General features: G+C 62.9%; 18 protein-coding genes and 1 tRNA gene. All 19 read left to right on the forward strand.

Translation table 11 applies throughout. The features are described from left to right. Window positions 1-48: 48 nt before the first annotated feature. A tRNA-Leu gene (locus ACIGJC_RS05010) sits at window positions 49-133 on the forward strand. 163 nt (window positions 134-296) lie between these two features. Next, on the forward strand, window positions 297-656 hold the full coding sequence (locus ACIGJC_RS05015; RefSeq protein ID WP_483711464.1) for an NADH-quinone oxidoreductase subunit A: 360 nt from the start codon (window positions 297-299) through the stop codon (window positions 654-656). Window positions 657-662: 6 nt separating this feature from the next. Next, window positions 663-1,145 carry a NuoB/complex I 20 kDa subunit family protein gene (locus tag ACIGJC_RS05020; protein WP_011297145.1) on the forward strand — a complete coding sequence of 161 codons (483 nt, stop codon included), beginning with the start codon at window positions 663-665 and terminating at the stop codon, window positions 1,143-1,145. A 1-nt stretch (window position 1,146) separates the two neighbouring features. Then, entirely contained in the window at window positions 1,147-1,746 is a 600-nt protein-coding gene (locus ACIGJC_RS05025; protein ID WP_483710921.1) for an NADH-quinone oxidoreductase subunit C, read from the forward strand. A gap of 9 nt (window positions 1,747-1,755) precedes the next feature. Beyond that, window positions 1,756-3,009: an NADH-quinone oxidoreductase subunit D gene (locus ACIGJC_RS05030; protein WP_483710922.1), complete on the forward strand. Its 1,254-nt coding sequence runs from the start codon at window positions 1,756-1,758 to the stop codon at window positions 3,007-3,009. A gap of 180 nt (window positions 3,010-3,189) precedes the next feature. Beyond that, window positions 3,190-3,690: an NADH-quinone oxidoreductase subunit NuoE gene (nuoE, locus tag ACIGJC_RS05035; protein WP_483710923.1), complete on the forward strand. Its 501-nt coding sequence runs from the start codon at window positions 3,190-3,192 to the stop codon at window positions 3,688-3,690. Window position 3,691: 1 nt separating this feature from the next. Continuing rightward, the gene (nuoF, locus tag ACIGJC_RS05040; protein WP_483710924.1) at window positions 3,692-4,987 is read left to right on the forward strand and encodes an NADH-quinone oxidoreductase subunit NuoF; all 1,296 of its coding nucleotides are present in this window, start codon (window positions 3,692-3,694) and stop codon (window positions 4,985-4,987) included. Between the two features lie 12 nt (window positions 4,988-4,999). Beyond that, window positions 5,000-7,375, forward strand: coding sequence for an NADH-quinone oxidoreductase subunit NuoG (gene nuoG, locus ACIGJC_RS05045; RefSeq protein ID WP_483710925.1), 2,376 nt, complete (start codon window positions 5,000-5,002; stop codon window positions 7,373-7,375). A 27-nt stretch (window positions 7,376-7,402) separates the two neighbouring features. Next, on the forward strand, window positions 7,403-8,467 hold the full coding sequence (gene nuoH / locus ACIGJC_RS05050; RefSeq protein ID WP_483710926.1) for an NADH-quinone oxidoreductase subunit NuoH: 1,065 nt from the start codon (window positions 7,403-7,405) through the stop codon (window positions 8,465-8,467). A gap of 71 nt (window positions 8,468-8,538) precedes the next feature. Further along, window positions 8,539-9,030: an NADH-quinone oxidoreductase subunit NuoI gene (gene nuoI, locus ACIGJC_RS05055; protein WP_011297152.1), complete on the forward strand. Its 492-nt coding sequence runs from the start codon at window positions 8,539-8,541 to the stop codon at window positions 9,028-9,030. Window positions 9,031-9,173: 143 nt separating this feature from the next. Next, a complete protein-coding gene (locus ACIGJC_RS05060) occupies window positions 9,174-9,818 on the forward strand; it encodes an NADH-quinone oxidoreductase subunit J (protein ID WP_483710927.1) in 645 nt (214 codons plus the stop codon). Between the two features lie 17 nt (window positions 9,819-9,835). After that, the gene (gene nuoK, locus ACIGJC_RS05065) at window positions 9,836-10,141 is read left to right on the forward strand and encodes an NADH-quinone oxidoreductase subunit NuoK (protein ID WP_011297154.1); all 306 of its coding nucleotides are present in this window, start codon (window positions 9,836-9,838) and stop codon (window positions 10,139-10,141) included. Between the two features lie 63 nt (window positions 10,142-10,204). Beyond that, a complete protein-coding gene (gene nuoL, locus ACIGJC_RS05070; protein WP_483710928.1) occupies window positions 10,205-12,292 on the forward strand; it encodes an NADH-quinone oxidoreductase subunit L in 2,088 nt (695 codons plus the stop codon). A gap of 27 nt (window positions 12,293-12,319) precedes the next feature. Further along, window positions 12,320-13,786 carry an NADH-quinone oxidoreductase subunit M gene (locus tag ACIGJC_RS05075; RefSeq protein WP_483710929.1) on the forward strand — a complete coding sequence of 489 codons (1,467 nt, stop codon included), beginning with the start codon at window positions 12,320-12,322 and terminating at the stop codon, window positions 13,784-13,786. Between the two features lie 18 nt (window positions 13,787-13,804). Further along, window positions 13,805-15,280, forward strand: a complete 1,476-nt coding sequence (nuoN, locus tag ACIGJC_RS05080) for an NADH-quinone oxidoreductase subunit NuoN (protein ID WP_483710930.1) — start codon at window positions 13,805-13,807, stop codon at window positions 15,278-15,280. Window positions 15,281-15,299: 19 nt separating this feature from the next. Further along, window positions 15,300-15,608 (forward strand): DUF2818 family protein, encoded by a 309-nt coding sequence (locus ACIGJC_RS05085; RefSeq protein ID WP_483710931.1) that lies wholly within the window; start codon window positions 15,300-15,302, stop codon window positions 15,606-15,608. A 45-nt stretch (window positions 15,609-15,653) separates the two neighbouring features. Beyond that, window positions 15,654-16,268, forward strand: a complete 615-nt coding sequence (locus ACIGJC_RS05090) for an NUDIX domain-containing protein (protein ID WP_483710932.1) — start codon at window positions 15,654-15,656, stop codon at window positions 16,266-16,268. A gap of 156 nt (window positions 16,269-16,424) precedes the next feature. Further along, window positions 16,425-16,883 carry a DUF1178 family protein gene (locus tag ACIGJC_RS05095; RefSeq protein WP_483710933.1) on the forward strand — a complete coding sequence of 153 codons (459 nt, stop codon included), beginning with the start codon at window positions 16,425-16,427 and terminating at the stop codon, window positions 16,881-16,883. An 86-nt stretch (window positions 16,884-16,969) separates the two neighbouring features. Beyond that, window positions 16,970-18,172 carry an acyl-CoA dehydrogenase family protein gene (locus tag ACIGJC_RS05100; RefSeq protein ID WP_483710934.1) on the forward strand — a complete coding sequence of 401 codons (1,203 nt, stop codon included), beginning with the start codon at window positions 16,970-16,972 and terminating at the stop codon, window positions 18,170-18,172. Window positions 18,173-18,176 lie beyond the last annotated feature (4 nt).

The following is an 18,176-nucleotide window of genomic DNA, read 5'->3' on the forward strand; positions in this document are numbered from 1 at the left end:
TCTGAAGGGCCTGAAAACCCGGCGCCAGGCAATATTGTTTCTCCCCCAGCCGACGTGGTGAAATTGGTAGACACGCTATCTTGAGGGGGTAGTGGCGAAAGCTGTGCGAGTTCGAGTCTCGCCGTCGGCACCAAAAAACTTGATCGAAGTCCGCTGTCGGGCAATGCTCCCGGCAGGGGGCTTTGGCAATCCGCAAGGCGGCGCGCCAGCAGTTTCGGCATAGCGCCTGGGGTGGGCAACAGGACGCCGCTTCAGCTGGTGCTGTTGACAACATTCCAGATAAGGCTGGCCGTACCTTGACTCTCGAAGCCTACTTCCCCGTTCTCATCTTCATCATCTTCGGCGTTGTGCTCGGCATAGCGTTGATGTCGATCGGTCGGATCCTCGGCCCGAACAAACCTGACCCCGCGAAGCTGTCGCCATACGAGTGCGGCTTCGAAGCGTTCGAGGACGCGCGCATGAAGTTCGACGTGCGCTACTACCTCATCGCCATCCTGTTTATCCTGTTCGATCTCGAAACCGCCTTCCTGTTTCCGTGGGGTGTTGCCCTCAAGGATATTGGCTGGCCGGGATTCATCGCCATGGGCGTGTTTCTGCTGGAATTCATCGTGGGCTTCGTCTACATCTGGAAAAAGGGCGCGCTCGATTGGGAGTGATGTGAAATGGCAATCGAAGGCGTTCTCAACGAAGGCTTTGTCACGACTACCGCTGACAAGCTGATCAACTGGACCCGCACCGGGTCGCTGTGGCCGATGACTTTTGGCCTGGCCTGCTGTGCCGTGGAAATGATGCATGCCGGCGCCGCGCGCTACGACCTGGACCGCTTCGGCGTGGTGTTCCGCCCGTCGCCGCGCCAGTCGGACGTGATGATCGTGGCTGGCACGCTGTGCAACAAGATGGCGCCTGCGCTGCGCAAGGTCTACGACCAGATGGCCGAGCCGCGCTGGGTCATCTCGATGGGCTCTTGCGCCAATGGCGGCGGCTACTACCACTATTCGTATTCGGTGGTGCGTGGCTGCGACCGCATTGTGCCGGTGGATATCTACGTGCCTGGCTGCCCGCCCACGGCTGAAGCGCTGATCTACGGCGTGATCCAGCTGCAGAACAAGATCAAGCGTACCAACACCATCGCGCGCAAGGGCTGACATGGCGAAGCTTGAGACCCTGAAGGCCGCGCTCGAGAAAGTTCTCGGCAAGCGCGTGCAGAAACTGATCGAGGCGACTGGCGAGCTGACGCTGATCGTCAAGGCCGACGACTACCTGGAAGTGTCCCGCATCCTGCGCGACGATCCCGCGCTGCGTTTCGAGCAGCTGATCGACCTGTGCGGCGTGGACTATTCCGACTACGGCGACGGCGCCTGGGACGGCCTGCGTTTTGCGGCTGTGTCGCACCTGCTGTCGGTGACCCACAACTGGCGCCTGCGCGTGCGCGTGTTTGCCCCGGATGATGAGTTCCCGGTCGTGCCGTCGGTGATCGACGTGTGGAATTCGGTGAACTGGTTCGAGCGCGAAGCCTTCGATTTCTACGGCATCGTATTCGAAGGTCACCCGGACCTGCGCCGGATCCTGACCGACTACGGCTTTGTTGGCCATCCGTTCCGCAAGGATTTCCCGACCTCGGGTTACGTGGAAATGCGCTATGACCCGGAGCAGAAGCGGGTCATTTACCAGCCGGTGACGATCGAACCCCGCGAAATCACGCCGCGCGTGATTCGCGAGGACAACTACGGCGGCACGCAGCACTGATTACGCGCCATGGCAGATATCAAGAATTACACCCTGAACTTCGGCCCGCAGCACCCGGCCGCGCACGGCGTGCTGCGCCTGGTGCTGGAGCTGGACGGCGAAGTGATCCAGCGCGCCGACCCGCATATCGGCCTGCTGCATCGTGCCACCGAAAAGCTGGCCGAGCAGAAGAGCTGGATCCAGAACGTTCCCTACATGGACCGTCTCGACTACGTGTCGATGATGTCCAACGAACACGCCTACGTGATGGCGATCGAGCGGCTGCTCGGCATTGAAGTGCCGGTGCGCGCCCAGTACATCCGCGTGATGTTCGACGAAATCACCCGCCTGCTGAACCACCTCATGTGGATCGGCGCGCATGCGCTCGACGTGGGTGCCATGGCGGTGTTCCTCTACGCGTTCCGCGAGCGCGAGGACATGTTCGACATGTACGAGGCGGTGTCGGGCGCGCGCATGCACGCGGCCTACTACCGTCCGGGCGGCGTCTATCGCGACCTGCCTGACACAATGCCGCAATATCGGGCGTCCAAGGTTCACAACGAGCGTGCCATCAAGGCCATGAACGAAGCGCGTTCGGGCTCGCTGCTGGACTTTATCGAGGACTTCACCAACCGGTTCCCGAAGTACGTCGACGAGTACGAGACGCTGCTGACCGACAACCGGATCTGGAAGCAGCGCCTGGTGGATATTGGCGTGGTGAGCCCGGAACGCGCGCTGCAGATGGGCTTCACCGGTCCGATGCTGCGCGGCTCGGGCATCGCCTGGGATCTGCGCAAGAAGCAGCCGTACGAGGTGTACGACAAGATCGACTTCGATGTGCCGGTGGGCGTGGGCGGCGACTGCTACGCGCGTTACCTCGTGCGTATCGAGGAAATGCGCCAGTCCAACCGCATCATCAAGCAGTGCATCGAATGGCTGCGCCGCAATCCGGGCCCCGTGATCACGGACAACCACAAGGTTGCGCCGCCGTCGCGGGTGGACATGAAGTCGAACATGGAAGAGTTGATCCACCACTTCAAGCTGTTCACCGAAGGCATTCACGTGCCCGAAGGCGAGGCCTATGCAGCGGTGGAGCATCCGAAGGGCGAATTCGGTATCTATGCGATCTCGGACGGCGCGAACAAGCCTTACCGCCTGAAGATTCGCGCGCCCGGCTATGCGCACCTGGCCGCGCTGGACGAAATGGCCAAGGGCCACATGATTGCTGACGCGGTGACGATCATCGGTACGCAGGACATCGTCTTCGGCGAAATCGACCGCTAATCACGGACCGCCGGCCCGGACGACGATCCGGGCGCTTTCTTGCCACGAGGGCAGGGAGCGGCGGGGACACCGCGGCGGAACGGCAGGGCCTCAGGCCCGCCGGCGGAACAGGCAGCGACGGCTGCAAACCTGCGGATGCAAGCCCCGGTACGCTGCCTCCGCCGTTTTACTGCAATGACCATGCTATCAGCAGAAGCTCTCAAGGAAATCGATCGCGCGATCGCGAAGTATCCGGCCGACCAGAAGCAGTCGGCCGTGATGGCGGCGCTTGCCGTGGCACAGGGCGAGGTGGGCTGGGTTTCCCCCGAAGTCATGCAGTTCGTCGCCAGCTATCTCGACATGCCGCCCGTGTGGGTGGAAGAGGTGGCGACCTTCTACAACATGTACGACACCAAGCCGGTGGGCAAGTACAAGCTCGCTGTCTGCACCAACCTGCCGTGCGCCCTGTCGGGCGGCGAGCGGGCCGGCGAGTACCTCAAGCGCAAGCTCGGCATCGACTACAACGAGACCACCGCCGACGGCTGCTTCACGCTCAAAGAGGGTGAGTGCATGGGCGCCTGCGGCGACGCGCCGGTAATGATCGTCAACAATACCCGCATGTGCAGCTTCATGAGCGAAGACAAGCTCGAGGCGCTGGTCGAAGAGCTGAAGGCCGATGCTGCCGCCAAGGGGGCAAAGTAACATGACCTCTCTGCACGACCGTCACATCCAGCCGCTGATCCTGGCCGGCCTGGACGGCAAGAACTGGCACCTGGAAGACTACGTCAAACGTGGTGGCTACCAGCAGCTCAAGCGCATCCTGACCGAGAAGATCCCGCCCGAGCAGGTGATCGCCGACGTCAAGGCCTCGGGCCTGCGCGGCCGTGGGGGCGCAGGCTTCCCGACCGGCCTGAAGTGGAGCTTCATGCCGCGTACGTTCCCGGGCCAGAAATACCTCGTCTGCAATACCGATGAAGGCGAGCCCGGTACGTTCAAGGACCGTGACATCATCCGCTTCAATCCGCACTCGCTGATCGAGGGCATGGCCATCGGCGCGTACGCGATGGGCATCACCGTGGGCTACAACTACATCCACGGCGAGATCTGGAACGAGTACAAGATCTTCGAGGAAGCCCTCGAAGAGGCGCGTGCAGCCGGCTTCCTGGGCGACAACATCCTGGGTTCGGGCTTCAATTTCCAGCTGCATGCCCACCATGGCTACGGTGCCTACATCTGCGGCGAGGAAACCGCGCTGCTCGAATCGCTGGAAGGCAAGAAGGGCCAGCCGCGTTTCAAGCCGCCGTTCCCGGCCAGCTTCGGCCTGTACGGCAAGCCGACCACCATCAACAACACCGAGACCTTTGCCGCGGTGCCGTTCCTGCTGGCCATCGGCCCGGAGAACTACCTGAAGCTCGGCAAGCCGAACAACGGCGGCACCAAGATCTTCTCGATCTCGGGTGACGTCGAGCGTCCCGGCAACTATGAGATCCCGCTGGGCACGCCGTTCGCCAAGCTGCTGGAACTGGCTGGCGGCATGCGCGGCGGCAAGCGCATCAAGGCGGTGATTCCGGGCGGCTCGTCCGCGCCGGTGGTGCCGGGCGAGATGATGATGGCGTCCGACATGGACTACGACTCGATCGCCAAGGCCGGCTCGATGCTGGGCTCGGGCGCCGTGATCGTCATGGATGAGACGCGCTGCATGGTGCGCTCGCTGCTGCGCCTGTCGTATTTCTATTTTGAAGAATCGTGCGGCCAGTGCACGCCGTGCCGCGAAGGCACCGGCTGGCTCTATCGCATGGTCAATCGCATTGAACACGGAGAAGGGCGCCAGGAAGACCTGGACCTGCTCAATAACGTCGCGGAAAACATCATGGGCCGCACCATTTGCGCGCTCGGCGATGCCGCGGCGATGCCGGTCCGCGGCATGCTCAAGCACTACTGGAAAGAGTTCGAATATCACGTCGAACACAAGCAGTGCATGGTTCCGGCCTACATCTAAGCGTGGCAGAACATGGTTGAACTCGAGATCGACGGCAAGAAGGTAGAGGTTGCTGAAGGCAGCCTGGTGATGGAAGCCGCCCGCAAGCTGGGCACCTACATCCCGCACTTCTGCTACCACCGCAAACTGTCCATCGCGGCGAACTGCCGCATGTGCCTGGTTGAAGTTGAAAAGGCGCCCAAGGCGCTGCCCGCCTGTGCCACGCCCGTGACGCCAGGCATGAAGGTCTTCACCAATTCGGAGAAGGCCGTCAAGGCGCAGAAGTCCGTGATGGAATTCCTGCTGATCAACCACCCGCTCGACTGCCCGATCTGCGATCAGGGCGGCGAATGCCAGCTGCAGGATCTGGCCGTGGGCTATGGTGCATCGGAGTCGCGCTACAAGGAAGAAAAGCGCGTGGTGTTCCACAAGAACGTGGGCCCGCTGATCTCCATGGAGGAGATGACCCGCTGCATCCACTGCACCCGCTGCGTGCGTTTCGGCCAGGAAGTGGCCGGCGTGATGGAGCTGGGCATGCTGAACCGCGGCGAGCATTCGGAAATCACGACGTTCGTCGGCCAGACCGTGGATTCGGAGTTGTCGGGCAACATGATCGACCTGTGCCCGGTCGGCGCGCTGACCAGCAAGCCGTTCCGCTATTCGGCCCGTACCTGGGAACTGGCTCGCCGCAAGTCGGTGTCGCCGCACGACGGCCTCGGTGCCAATCTCGTGGTCCAGAGCAAGAACCAGCGCGTCATGCGGGTGCTCCCGCTTGAGAACGAAGACGTCAACGAGTGCTGGATCTCGGACAAGGATCGTTTCGCGTATGAAGGCCTGAACAGCGCCGACCGCCTGACCCGCCCGCTGCTGAAGCAGGGTGGCCAGTGGATCGAAACCGACTGGCAGACCGCGCTCGAATACGTGGCCAATGGCCTGGCGAGCATCAAGCGCGACCATGGCGCCGACCAGATCGCTGCGCTGGCGAGCCCGCACAGCACGCTCGAAGAGCTGTTCCTGCTGGGCAAGCTGATGCGCGGCCTGGGCAGCGACAACGTCGACTTCCGTCTGCGCCAGTCCGATTTCTCGGCAGCGCTGAAGGGCGCGCCGTGGCTCGGCATGCCAGTGGCCGACGTGTCCACCCTGCAACGCGTGCTGGTGATCGGCTCGTCGCTGCGCAAGGACCACCCGCTGCTGGCTGCGCGCCTGCGCCAGGCTGGCAAGAAGGGCGCCCGCGTTGCCGTGCTGGGTGCCGGCGGTGAAGACCTGCTGATGCCGCTGGCCGCGCGTATCGACGTGGCGCCGTCGGGCTGGACTGCAGCGCTGGCCGGTGTGGCCCGTGCCGTGGCCACCGCCAAGGGCGTTGCCGCACCCGCTGGCACCGAGGGTTTTGATGGTGGCGATGCTGCCGGCAAGGCTGCGGAAGCCCTGCTGTCGGGCGAGCGCCGCGCCGTGTTCCTCGGCAACGAGGCCGTGCGTCACCCGCAATTCGCCGCGCTGCACGCGCTGGCACAGTGGATCGCGACGGAAACCGGCGCTACGCTGGGCTTCCTGACCGAAGCTGCGAATACGGTCGGCGGTTATATCGCCGGCGCGCTGCCGAAGCAGGGCGGTGCCAATGCCCAGGCGATGCTCGAGTCGCCGCGCAAGGCCTACGTGCTGCTCAACACCGAACCCGAGTTCGACGCTGCCGACCCGCAGAAGGCCCTGGCCGCGCTGGCCCAGGCCGGCACGGTGGTGGTGCTGTCGCCGTTCCGCTCGGAAGCGGCCATGCAGTATGCCGACGTGATCCTGCCGGTTACGCCGTTCACGGAAACCGCGGGCACCTTCGTCAACTGCGAAGGCCTGCCGCAGAGCTTCAACGGTGTCGTGCGCGCGCTCGGCGAATCGCGTCCGGGCTGGAAGGTCCTGCGCGTGCTGGGCAACCTGCTGGACGTCGCCGGTTTCGACTACGACAGCGCGGAAGCGGTTCGTGCCGAAGTCCTGGCCGCGCCGGTTGCACCGCAGCTGAACAACGCCACCGACGCGCCGATCCGCGTGAGCGCGGCCGCTGCCAATGGCATCGAACGCATTGCCGATGTGCCGATCTACCACGCCGACCCGATCGTGCGCCGCGCCGAATCGCTGCAGTTGACCGCCGCGGCCCGCCGCGCGCAGCAGGTGGCGCTGTCGGCCGACCTGTTCGCCGGCCTGGGTATCCAGTCGGGTGATCCGGTCCGCGTGACGCAGGGCGAAGGCAGCGTGGTGTTGCCGGGCGTGCTGGAAAACACGCTGCCGGCCAATACGGTGCGCGTCCCGGCCGCAACCCCGGCCGCGATGAGCCTCGGTGCGATGTTCGGTACGGTCAAGGTCGAGAAGGCCGTGGACCTGTCCGCCGGCCAGAAGGCTGCGGCAACGGCCGGGGCGGCCTGAGCCATACAAGAATAGCGAGAAAGCAACATGATCGACTGGATTACCTCGCAAGGCCACGCCATCTTCGGCGGCGCTTGGACGCCGCTGTGGATCCTCATCCGGGCCGTGCTTATCGTGGTGCCGCTGCTGCTGTGCGTGGCCTACCTGATTCTGTGGGAGCGCAAGCTGATCGGCTGGATGCACGTGCGTCTGGGCCCGAACCGTGTCGGCCCGCTGGGCCTGCTGCAGCCGATTGCCGACGTGCTGAAGCTGCTGCTCAAGGAAGTCATGACGCCGACGCAAGTCAGCAAGGGCATGTACCTGATTGCCCCGCTGATGGTGCTGATGCCGGCCGTGGCCGTCTGGGCGGTGATTCCGTTCCAGGCCGAAGTCGTGATGGCCAACGTCAACGCCGGTCTGCTGTATGTGATGGCGATCAGCTCGGTGGGCGTGTACGGCGTGATCCTGGCCGGTTGGTCCTCTAACTCGAAGTACGCGTTCCTGGGCGGCATGCGTGCCGCCGCGCAGATGGTGTCGTACGAAATCGCCATGGGCTTTGCCCTGGTGACGGTGCTGATGGTGTCGGGCAGCCTGAACCTGTCGGCCATCGTCAACAGCCAGAACGCGGGCTATTTCGCCGACATGGGCATCAACGTCCTCTCGTGGAACTGGATTCCGCTGCTGCCGATGTTCGGTGTGTACTTCATCTCGGGCGTGGCTGAAACCAACCGTCACCCGTTCGACGTGGTGGAAGGCGAGTCGGAAATCGTTGCTGGTCACATGATCGAATACTCGGGCATGGGCTTCGCGCTGTTCTTCCTGGCCGAGTACATCAACATGATCATCATCTCGACGATGACCGCGCTGATGTTCCTGGGTGGCTGGGCGCCTCCGTTCTCGAGCTTCCTGACCAATCTGATCCCCGGATTCTTCTGGCTGCTGATCAAGGTATTCCTGCTGCTGTCCGTCTTTATCTGGATTCGCGCCTCGTTCCCGCGCTACCGCTATGACCAGATCATGCGTTTGGGCTGGAAGGTGTTCATTCCCCTGACCGTCGGTTGGCTGATCATCGTGGCGATCTGGATCAAGTCGCCTTGGAATATCTGGCACTGAACAGCCAAGCGAGGACGCGCACACTGCAACGATGCGGTGCGCGCCTCGGGAAACACTAGGAAGCAATTGTCATGCTGCTCGCCATCAAGGACTTCTTCAACAGCCTGCTCCTGAAGGAACTCTTCAAGGGCATGGCGCTGACCGGCCGCTATCTCTTCGCGCGCAAGGTCACCGTCCAGTTCCCGGAAGAGAAGACGCCGATCTCGCCGCGTTTCCGCGGCCTGCACGCGCTGCGCCGCTACCCCAACGGGGAAGAGCGCTGCATCGCCTGCAAGCTGTGCGAGGCCGTATGCCCGGCACTGGCCATCACGATCGAGTCCGACGTGCGTGCCGACGGCACCCGCCGTACCACGCGCTACGACATCGACCTGACCAAGTGCATTTTCTGCGGCTTCTGCGAAGAAGCCTGCCCGGTCGACGCAGTCGTCGAAACGCCGATCCTGGAATACCACGGCGAGAAGCGAGGTGACCTGTACTTCACCAAGGACATGCTGCTGGCAGTGGGCGACCGCTACGAGCCGCAGATTGCCGCGGCCAAGGCTGCGGACGCCAAGTACCGCTGAGATCGGTTGGCGCCGGCGTCACCGGTGCCGCCCAGTGAATTTGAATCGGGCTCCGCAAGGGGCCAATGGAAGGATGCCGCAAGCGCGGGCCACCCAAGGGGGGGAGTCTGTGCCGAAGGCCAAGAGAGGATCCGACACGGACCATGGAACTCACGACCACCATCTTCTACGTCTTTGCGCTGGTGCTGGTGCTCTCCGCACTGAAGGTCATCACCGCGAAGAACCCGGTGCACTCCGCACTGTTCCTCGTACTGTCGTTCTTCACGGCTGCGGCGATCTGGCTGTTGCTCAAGGCGGAATTCCTCGCCATCCTGCTGGTGCTGGTGTACGTCGGCGCCGTGATGGTGCTGTTCCTGTTCGTGGTGATGATGCTCGATATCGACATCGAACACCTGCGCAGGGACTTCTGGACTTACGTACCGCTCGCGTCGGTCGTTGGCGCGCTGATCATTGCTGAAATGGCCATCGTGCTGGTGCGCAATTTCATCGGTACGGTCGCGCCGGTGGTGGCGCCTGGCTCGCAGGACCCGAACTACTCGAACACGGCCGCGCTGGGCAAGCTGATCTACACCGACTACATCTACGCCTTCGAAGTGGCCGGCATCATCCTGCTGGTGGCCATCATCGCGGCTGTTGCGCTGACCATGCGTCGTCGCAAGGACGTGAAGGCCCAGGATATCTCGTCGCAGTTGCGTACCCGCCGCGATGACCGCGTGCGCCTGGTGGCCATGGCAGCGGAAAGCCAGTCCGCCCAGGCCGATGCCGCGGCGACCGCCAACAAGAACTAAAGCCACGGAGAAACGCTGTGCTCTCACTCGCCCATTTCCTCGTGCTCGGTGCGATCCTGTTCGCGATCAGCATCGTTGGTATCTTCCTGAACCGCAAGAACGTGATCGTGCTGCTGATGGCGATCGAACTCATGCTGCTTGCGGTCAATATGAACTTCGTCGCCTTTTCGCACTATATGGGCGACCTGGCTGGTCAGGTTTTCGTTTTCTTCATCCTTACGGTGGCCGCTGCCGAGTCGGCAATCGGTCTGGCAATCCTGGTTGTGCTGTTCCGCAACCTGGACACGATCAACGTGGACGACATGGATACCCTGAAGTACTGATATTCATGACGCACTACGCAATGAACCAAGACCGCTCACCGCTCGCACACCAATAAGCGTCCTATGGCAACCACGCTCAACCCCAACCTGCTGCTCGCGATTCCGCTTGCGCCGCTAGTCGGCTCAGCGATCGCCGGCCTGTTCGGCACCAAGTTCTTTGGTCTGTTTTCCTCGGAGTCGCGCGGCGGCCGCATGGTGGCCCACACCGCGACGATCCTCGGCGTGGCCATTGCCTGCGTGCTGTCGGTGATGGTGCTGCTCGACGTGATGAACGGCGCGAGCTACAACGGCACCGTCTACGAGTGGATGGCCATCGGCGACCTGAAGATGGAAGTCGGCTTCCTGGTCGATTCTCTGACGGCCATGATGATGGTGGTGGTGACCTTCGTGTCGCTGATGGTGCATATCTACACCGTCGGCTACATGGACGGCGACCCCGGCTACAACCGCTTCTTCTCGTACATCTCGCTCTTCACCTTCTCGATGCTGATGCTGGTGATGAGCAACAACTTCCTGCAGCTGTTCTTCGGCTGGGAAGCGGTGGGCCTGGTGTCGTACCTGCTGATCGGTTTCTGGTACACCCGCCCGACGGCCATCTTCGCGAACCTGAAGGCGTTCCTGGTGAACCGTGTCGGCGACTTCGGCTTCATCCTTGGCATCGGCCTGCTGCTGGCCTACAGCGGCAGCATGAACTACGCGGACGTGTTCGCCGCCCGCGAGAAGCTGGCGACCGTCATCTTCCCGGGCACCGACTGGATGATGCTGACGGTGGCCTGCATCTGCCTGTTCATCGGCGCCATGGGCAAGTCGGCCCAGTTCCCGCTGCACGTCTGGCTGCCTGACTCGATGGAAGGCCCGACCCCGATTTCCGCGCTGATCCACGCCGCAACCATGGTGACGGCCGGCATCTTCATGGTCAGCCGCATGTCGCCGCTGTTCGAGCTGTCGGACACCGCGCTGTCCTTCGTCATGGTGATCGGCGGCATTACGGCGCTGTTCATGGGCTTCCTGGGCATCATCCAGAACGACATCAAGCGCGTGGTCGCGTACTCGACGCTGTCGCAGCTCGGCTACATGACGGTTGCGCTGGGCGCTTCGGCTTACTCGGTCGCCGTGTTCCACCTGATGACCCACGCGTTCTTCAAGGCGCTGCTGTTCCTTGGCGCGGGTTCGGTCATCATCGGCATGCACCACGACCAGGACATCCGCAATATGGGCGGCCTGCGCAAGTACATGCCGATCACGTGGATCACCTCGCTGGTGGGTTCGCTGGCGCTGATCGGCACGCCTTTCTTCTCGGGCTTCTACTCGAAGGATTCGATCATCGAAGCGGTGGCCGAGTCGCACCTGGCGGGTTCGGGCTTTGCCTACTTCGCGGTGCTGGCTGGCGTGTTCGTGACGGCGTTCTATTCGTTCCGCATGTACTTCCTGGTCTTCCACGGCAAGGAACGCTGGGGCCAGAACCATGCTCACCACCCGCATGAAGGCGACCACGAGGAAGAAGAGGTCTCGCATGACCACCACCATGGCCTGGCTGCCGGCGAGAAGCCGCACGAGTCGCCGTGGGTCGTGACGCTGCCGCTGGTGCTGCTGGCGATCCCGTCGGTCATCATCGGTGCGATCGCTATCGAGCCGATGCTGTTCGGCGAGTTCTTCAAGCACGGCGTGGCGTTCAAGGACGTGATCTTCGTCGGCGAGAACCACCATGCCATGAAGGAACTGGAAGAAGCGTTCCACGGCTGGGTGCCGATGGCGATCCATTCGCTGACCACCCCGGTCCTGTGGCTGGCGATTGCCGGTGTGGTGCTGTCATGGTTCTTCTACATGAAGCGCCCGGACATCCCCGAGGCGATCAAGAACCGCTTCTCGGGCGTGTACACGCTGCTTGAGAACAAGTACTACATGGACGACATCAACCAGGCCGTGTTCGCACGCGGTGCCCGCCTGCTGGGCACCGGCCTGTGGAAGGGTGGCGACCAGAGCTTTATCGACGGCCTGTTCGTCAATGGTTCGGCGCGCGTGGTGGCCTCGTTCGCCGCTGCCAGCCGCTACCTGCAATCGGGTTACATCTACCACTACGCATTCGCGATGATCGTGGGCATGCTGGCGCTGCTGACGCTCACCGTAACCGGCGTGATCGGCACCAAGTGATAGGCACCGAGTAAGGAAAACAAAGAAATGGTTCTGTCTTTCGCAATCTGGCTGCCTATCTTCTTCGGCTTGCTGATACTGGCCTCGGGCTCGGACCGCAGCGCCTGCTACGTGAGGTGGATGTCGCTGTTCGGCTCGATCGTCAGCTTCATCGTCACGCTGCCGCTGGTGTTCCACTTCGACAAATCCACCGCTGCGATGCAGTTCGTGGAGAAGTCGTCCTGGATCGAGCGCTTCAACATCCAGTACTACCTGGGCGTTGACGGCATCTCGATGTGGTTCGTCGTGCTGACCGCCTTCATCACCGTGATCGTCGTGATCTCGGCCTGGGAAGTGATCACCGAACGCGTGGCCGAATACATGGCTGCGTTCCTGATCCTGTCCGGCGTGATGGTCGGCGTGTTCTGCGCGCTGGACGGCATGCTGTTCTACGTGTTCTTCGAAGCCACGCTGATCCCGATGTACATCATCATCGGCGTGTGGGGCGGCCCGAACCGTGTGTACGCGGCCTTCAAGTTCTTCCTGTACACGCTGCTGGGCTCGCTGCTGACGCTGATCGCGCTGCTGTACCTGTACAACAAGACCGGTACCTTCGAAATCCTGCAATGGCACCAGGCCAAGCTGTCGATGAACGAGCAGATCGCGCTGTTCATCGCCTTCTTCATGGCATTCGCCGTCAAGGTGCCGATGTGGCCGGTGCACACCTGGCTGCCCGACGCCCACGTCGAGGCGCCGACCGGCGGTTCCGTGGTGCTGGCCGCGATCATGCTGAAGCTGGGCGCCTACGGCTTCCTGCGCTTCTCGCTGCCGATCGCGCCGGATGCAAGCCATTCGCTGTCCGCGTTCATCATTACCATCTCGCTGATCGCCGTCATCTACATCGGCCTGGTGGCGCTGGTGCAGGCCGACATGAAGAAGCTGGTGGCGTACTCGTCGATTGCGCACATGGGCTTCGTGACGCTCGGTTTCTTCATCTTCAATGAAATCGGCATCGAAGGCGGCATCGTGCAGATGATCTCGCACGGCTTCATCTCGGGCGCCATGTTCCTGTGCATCGGCGTGCTGTACGACCGCGTGCACTCGCGCCAGATCGCCGACTACGGCGGCGTGGTGAACACCATGCCGAAATTTGCCGCGCTGTCGGTGTTCTTCGCGATGGCCAACTGCGGCCTGCCCGCGACCTCCGGTTTCGTTGGCGAGTTCATGGTGATCCTGGGTTCGGTCGAGTACAACTTCTGGATCGGCCTGCTCGCGGCCACCGCCCTGATCCTCGGCGCTGCCTATTCGCTGTGGATGGTCAAGCGCGTGATCTTCGGCGACATCGTGCACCAGCACGTCCGCGAACTGGTGGACCTGAACAAGCGCGAATTCCTGATGCTGGGCCTGCTCGCCATCATGACGCTGTACATGGGCCTGCACCCGAAGCCCTTCACCGACGTGATGCACGCGTCGGTGGTCAACCTGCTGTCCCACGTGGCGCAGTCGAAGCTGTAATCGGGGAGAGATAACACTATGCAACCGTCCTCGACTCTCGCCTCCGTGGCGCCGATTATTTTCCTCGCGGTGTCGATCGCCGCGGTCAACTGGATCGACCTTGCCCGCGGCAAGGGCAAGCCAAGCGTCGCCTACCCGCTGTCGCTGCTGTTCACGCTGGTGCTGACCGTCTGGTTCGGCATCAACGCATCGACCGGCGAAACGCACTACGCGTTTGCCAACCTGGTCGTGATCGATCCGCTGGCCAATGTGCTGTCGGCATTCTGCTCGGCCGGCCTGTTCATGACGCTGGTCTACACCCGCCGCTACCTGGCGGACCGCGACATGTACGCGGGCGAGTTCTACCAGCTCTCGCTGTTCGCGCTCGGCGGCCAGATCGTCATGATCACCGGCAACAACTTCCTGACCCTGTACCTGGGCCTGGAACTGCTGTCGCTGTCGTCCTACGCGCTGGTGGCACTGCGCCGCGAAAGCCGCGTGACGTCGGAATCGGCCATGAAGTACTTCGTCCTGGGCGCGCTGGCTTCGGGCTTCCTGCTGTACGGCATCTCGATGATGTACGGTGCGACCGGTTCGCTGAACCTGGGCGAAGTGTTCCGCGTGGTCGAGTCGGGCCGCGTCAATACCACCATGCTGGCGTTTGGCGTGGTCTTTATCGTCGCCGGCTTGTCGTTCAAGCTTGGCGCCGCGCCGTTCCATATGTGGATTCCGGACATCTACCAGGGTTCGCCGACCGCGGTGACGCTGCTGATCGCCGGCGGCCCGAAGGTGGCGGCATTCGCGCTGATCCTGCGCGTACTGGTCGAAGGCCTGCTGCCGCTGGCCGCTGACTGGCAGACCATGCTGGTGGTGCTGGCCGTCCTGTCGCTGGCCATCGGCAACCTGACCGCCATCGTCCAGACCAACCTGAAGCGGATGTTGGCTTACTCGACCATCTCGCACATGGGCTTCATCCTGCTGGGCATGCTGTCCGGCGTGGTGGCCAACAAGGTGGATGGCGCGGCGAACGCCTACAGCGCGTCGATGTTCTATTCGGTCACGTACCTGCTGACCACGCTGGGCACCTTCGGCCTGATCCTGCTGCGTACCACGAAGGGCTTCGAGGCGGAAACGCTGGAAGACCTGAAGGGCATGTCGCGCCGCAATCCATGGTTCGCGTTCCTGATGCTGGTGATGATGTTCTCGCTGGCCGGCATTCCGCCGACCGTGGGCTTCTACGCCAAGCTGGCCGTGCTTGAGGCCGTGGTGAAGTCGGGCATGACCTGGCTGGCCGTGGTGGCGGTGCTGTTCTCGCTGATCGGTGCCTTCTACTACCTGCGCGTGGTCAAGCTGATGTACTTCGATGCACCGGTCGGCGAAGAGCCGCTCGAGGCTACCACCGGCCTGCGTTCGGTGCTGAGCCTGAACGGCGCGGCAGTGATCCTGCTGGGCATCTTCCCGGCTGCGCTGATGAACCTGTGCTACCAGGCCATCCGCGCAACGCTGGCCTCCTGAACGCAAGAGGCAGCAAGGCATGAGTTCCCCGACGGGCGGCTGGTTTGTCATCTTGCTGGCACTGGTTTGTGCCAACCTGCCGTTCATCAACCAGCGCCTGTTCGCGGTGATCCCGCTGCGCTGGAGCCGCAAGCCCCTGTGGCTGCGGCTGGTGGAACTCATCTGCCTGTATCTGGCGGCCGGCCTGGCCGGCTTTGCGGTGGAGGCGAGCCTCGGCAACGCCTTCCCGCAGGGCTGGCAGTTCTACGCCATTACGGCGTGCATGATGCTGGTGTTCGCCTTCCCCGGCTTTACCTGGCAGTACCTCGTCAAACACCGCACGGCCTGAAGCCGGTCATAAAGCCGCCGGGCGTGCCAATCACCCGGAGCGCTCATGACGGAAAAGACCCAGGACCAACTAGCCCCGCCTGAAGGCGATGCAGGGCTGAAGGAAGTCTGCGTTGCTTCGGCGACCGTCCATCGCGGCAAATTCCTCACGCTGAAGCAAGACATCGTCCGCCTGCCCGACGGCAAGCAGACCGGCCGCGAGTACGTCGTACATCCCGGCGCGGTCATGATGATTCCGCTGTTCGACGATGGCACCGTGCTGATGGAGCGTCAGTTCCGCTACCCGGTAGGCGAAGTCATGCTCGAATTCCCAGCCGGCAAGCTGGACCCGCAAGAGGGCGCGCTGCGCTGCGGCGAGCGCGAGCTGGAAGAGGAGACCGGCTATAGCGCCGCGCGCTGGGATTACCTGACTCGCATCCATCCCGTCATTTCGTACTCCACCGAATTTATCGACGTGTTCCTTGCGCGCGACCTGACCGCGGGCCAGGCGAAGCTCGATGACGGCGAGTTTCTCGAAACCTTCATCGTCCCGGCCGGCCAGGTGCTCGACTGGGTGCGTCAGGGCCGCATTACCGATGTCAAGACCATCATCGGCGCGTTCTGGCTGGAGAAGGTAATCTCTGGGGTCTGGCAGCCCGGCGAGCAGCCGCTTCCGTCCTGAAGCGCTGAAGAAAAACGGCGATAGCCGGCCAAAGAACGGAGCGATGTGCTTCTCGCGACACATAGATGCGGGAAATCCCTTTGGGGAAAAATTAGCACGACCGTTCACAAAATTTCGATTCACAGATACTATTGCCTTTGACGGGCTGGAAAGATCATGAAGGTGCTCGACCTGCGTTGTGCGCAAGACCATCGTTTCGAGGGCTGGTTTTCCTCCGAGGATGATGCGCAGTCGCAAATCGCAAGTGACCTCGTCCAATGCCCGGTCTGCGGTGACCACGCGGTGAGTCGGCTGCCGAGCGCGCCGCGCCTGAATCTCTCGGGCGCGACGCCGGTGCAGCGCGGCCACGCGAAGGCAGGGCAGGCGGCGCCAGCGCCGGCCGCCCTGGAAGCCTTGCAGGCGGCCTATATGAAGGCCGTTCGGCAGGTGATGGCGCAGACCGAGGACGTTGGCGACCGCTTTGCCGAGGAGGCCAGGCGCATGCATTACGACGAGGCACCGGAGCGCGGCATCCGCGGTTCGGCTTCCCCGGAAGAGGTGCAGGCGCTGGCGGAAGAGGGCATTGAAACGATCCCGCTCGTGGTGCCGGATGCATTGAAGCAGACGGCTCACTGAATTGCGTCCTGTGCCCGTGGTTGTCGGCGCAAGACGCGCAGGCAGAACTACTTGCCGGCACCGTGCCGGCATCACTGGAGACGGGCATGGATCTCAATTACTCGGCGTCCGACAACGCCTTCCGCGAGGAAGTGCGTAGCTGGCTGGAAGCCAATCTGCCGGCGGATATCCGCGGCAAGGTGCTGAACCATCGCCGGCCCAATCGCGACGACCTGGTGCGCTGGCACAAGATCCTGGCGGGCAAGGGCTGGTCGGCACCGCACTGGCCCGTGCAATACGGCGGCACCGGCTGGAACGCCACGCAGCGCCATATCTGGGACGAGGAAAACGCCCGCGTCGGCGCTCCCGGCGTACTGCCCTTCGGCGTTGCCATGGTCGCGCCCGTGATCATGAAGTACGGCAACGAACAGCAGAAGTCGTACTACCTGCCGCGCATTCTGGACTGCACCGACTGGTGGTGCCAGGGCTACTCGGAGCCTGGCTCGGGCTCCGACCTGGCATCGGTCAAGACCCGCGCGGAGCTGACCTCCGACGGCAAGCACTACATCGTCAACGGCCAGAAGACCTGGACCACGCTCGGCCAGCACGCCGACATGATCTTCTGCCTGGTGCGCACCGATCCCGAGGCCAAGAAGCAGGAGGGCATCTCGTTCCTGCTGATCGACATGAAGACGCCGGGCATCACCGTGCGTCCGATCATCATGCTCGACGAAGAGCATGAGGTGAACGAAGTGTTCTTCGACAACGTCAAGGTACCGGTGGAAAACCGCGTCGGCGACGAGAACAAGGGCTGGACCTACGCCAAGTACCTGCTCGGCCACGAGCGCACCGGCATTGCCCGCGTCGGCAATTCCAAGCGCGAGCTGGGCTTCCTGAAGCGGGTGGCGCGCCAGCAGCAGAAGAACGGCAAGCCCCTGCTGGAAGATCCGGTGTTCGGCGCCAAGGTCGCCGCGCTGGAAATCGAACTGATGGCGCTGGAGATCACCGTGCTGCGCGTGGTGTCGAGCGAAGCCGCGGGCAAGGGCCCCGGCCCGGAAGCCTCGATGCTGAAGATCAAGGGCACCGAGATCCAGCAGATGCTGACGGAACTGATGGTCGAAGCCGTTGGCCCGTACGCCCAGCCGTTCGACCCCGCCTACCTGGAGTGCGAGCACGAGCACGCGGTGACCGGCTACGACGATGCCGCCCCGCTGGCCGCCTACTACTTCAACTATCGCAAGACCTCCATCTACGGCGGGTCCAACGAAATCCAGCGCAACATCATCAGCCAGATGATCCTGGGGCTGTGAGGAG

The organism is Cupriavidus sp. C3SS-1 (genome assembly GCF_057073755.1).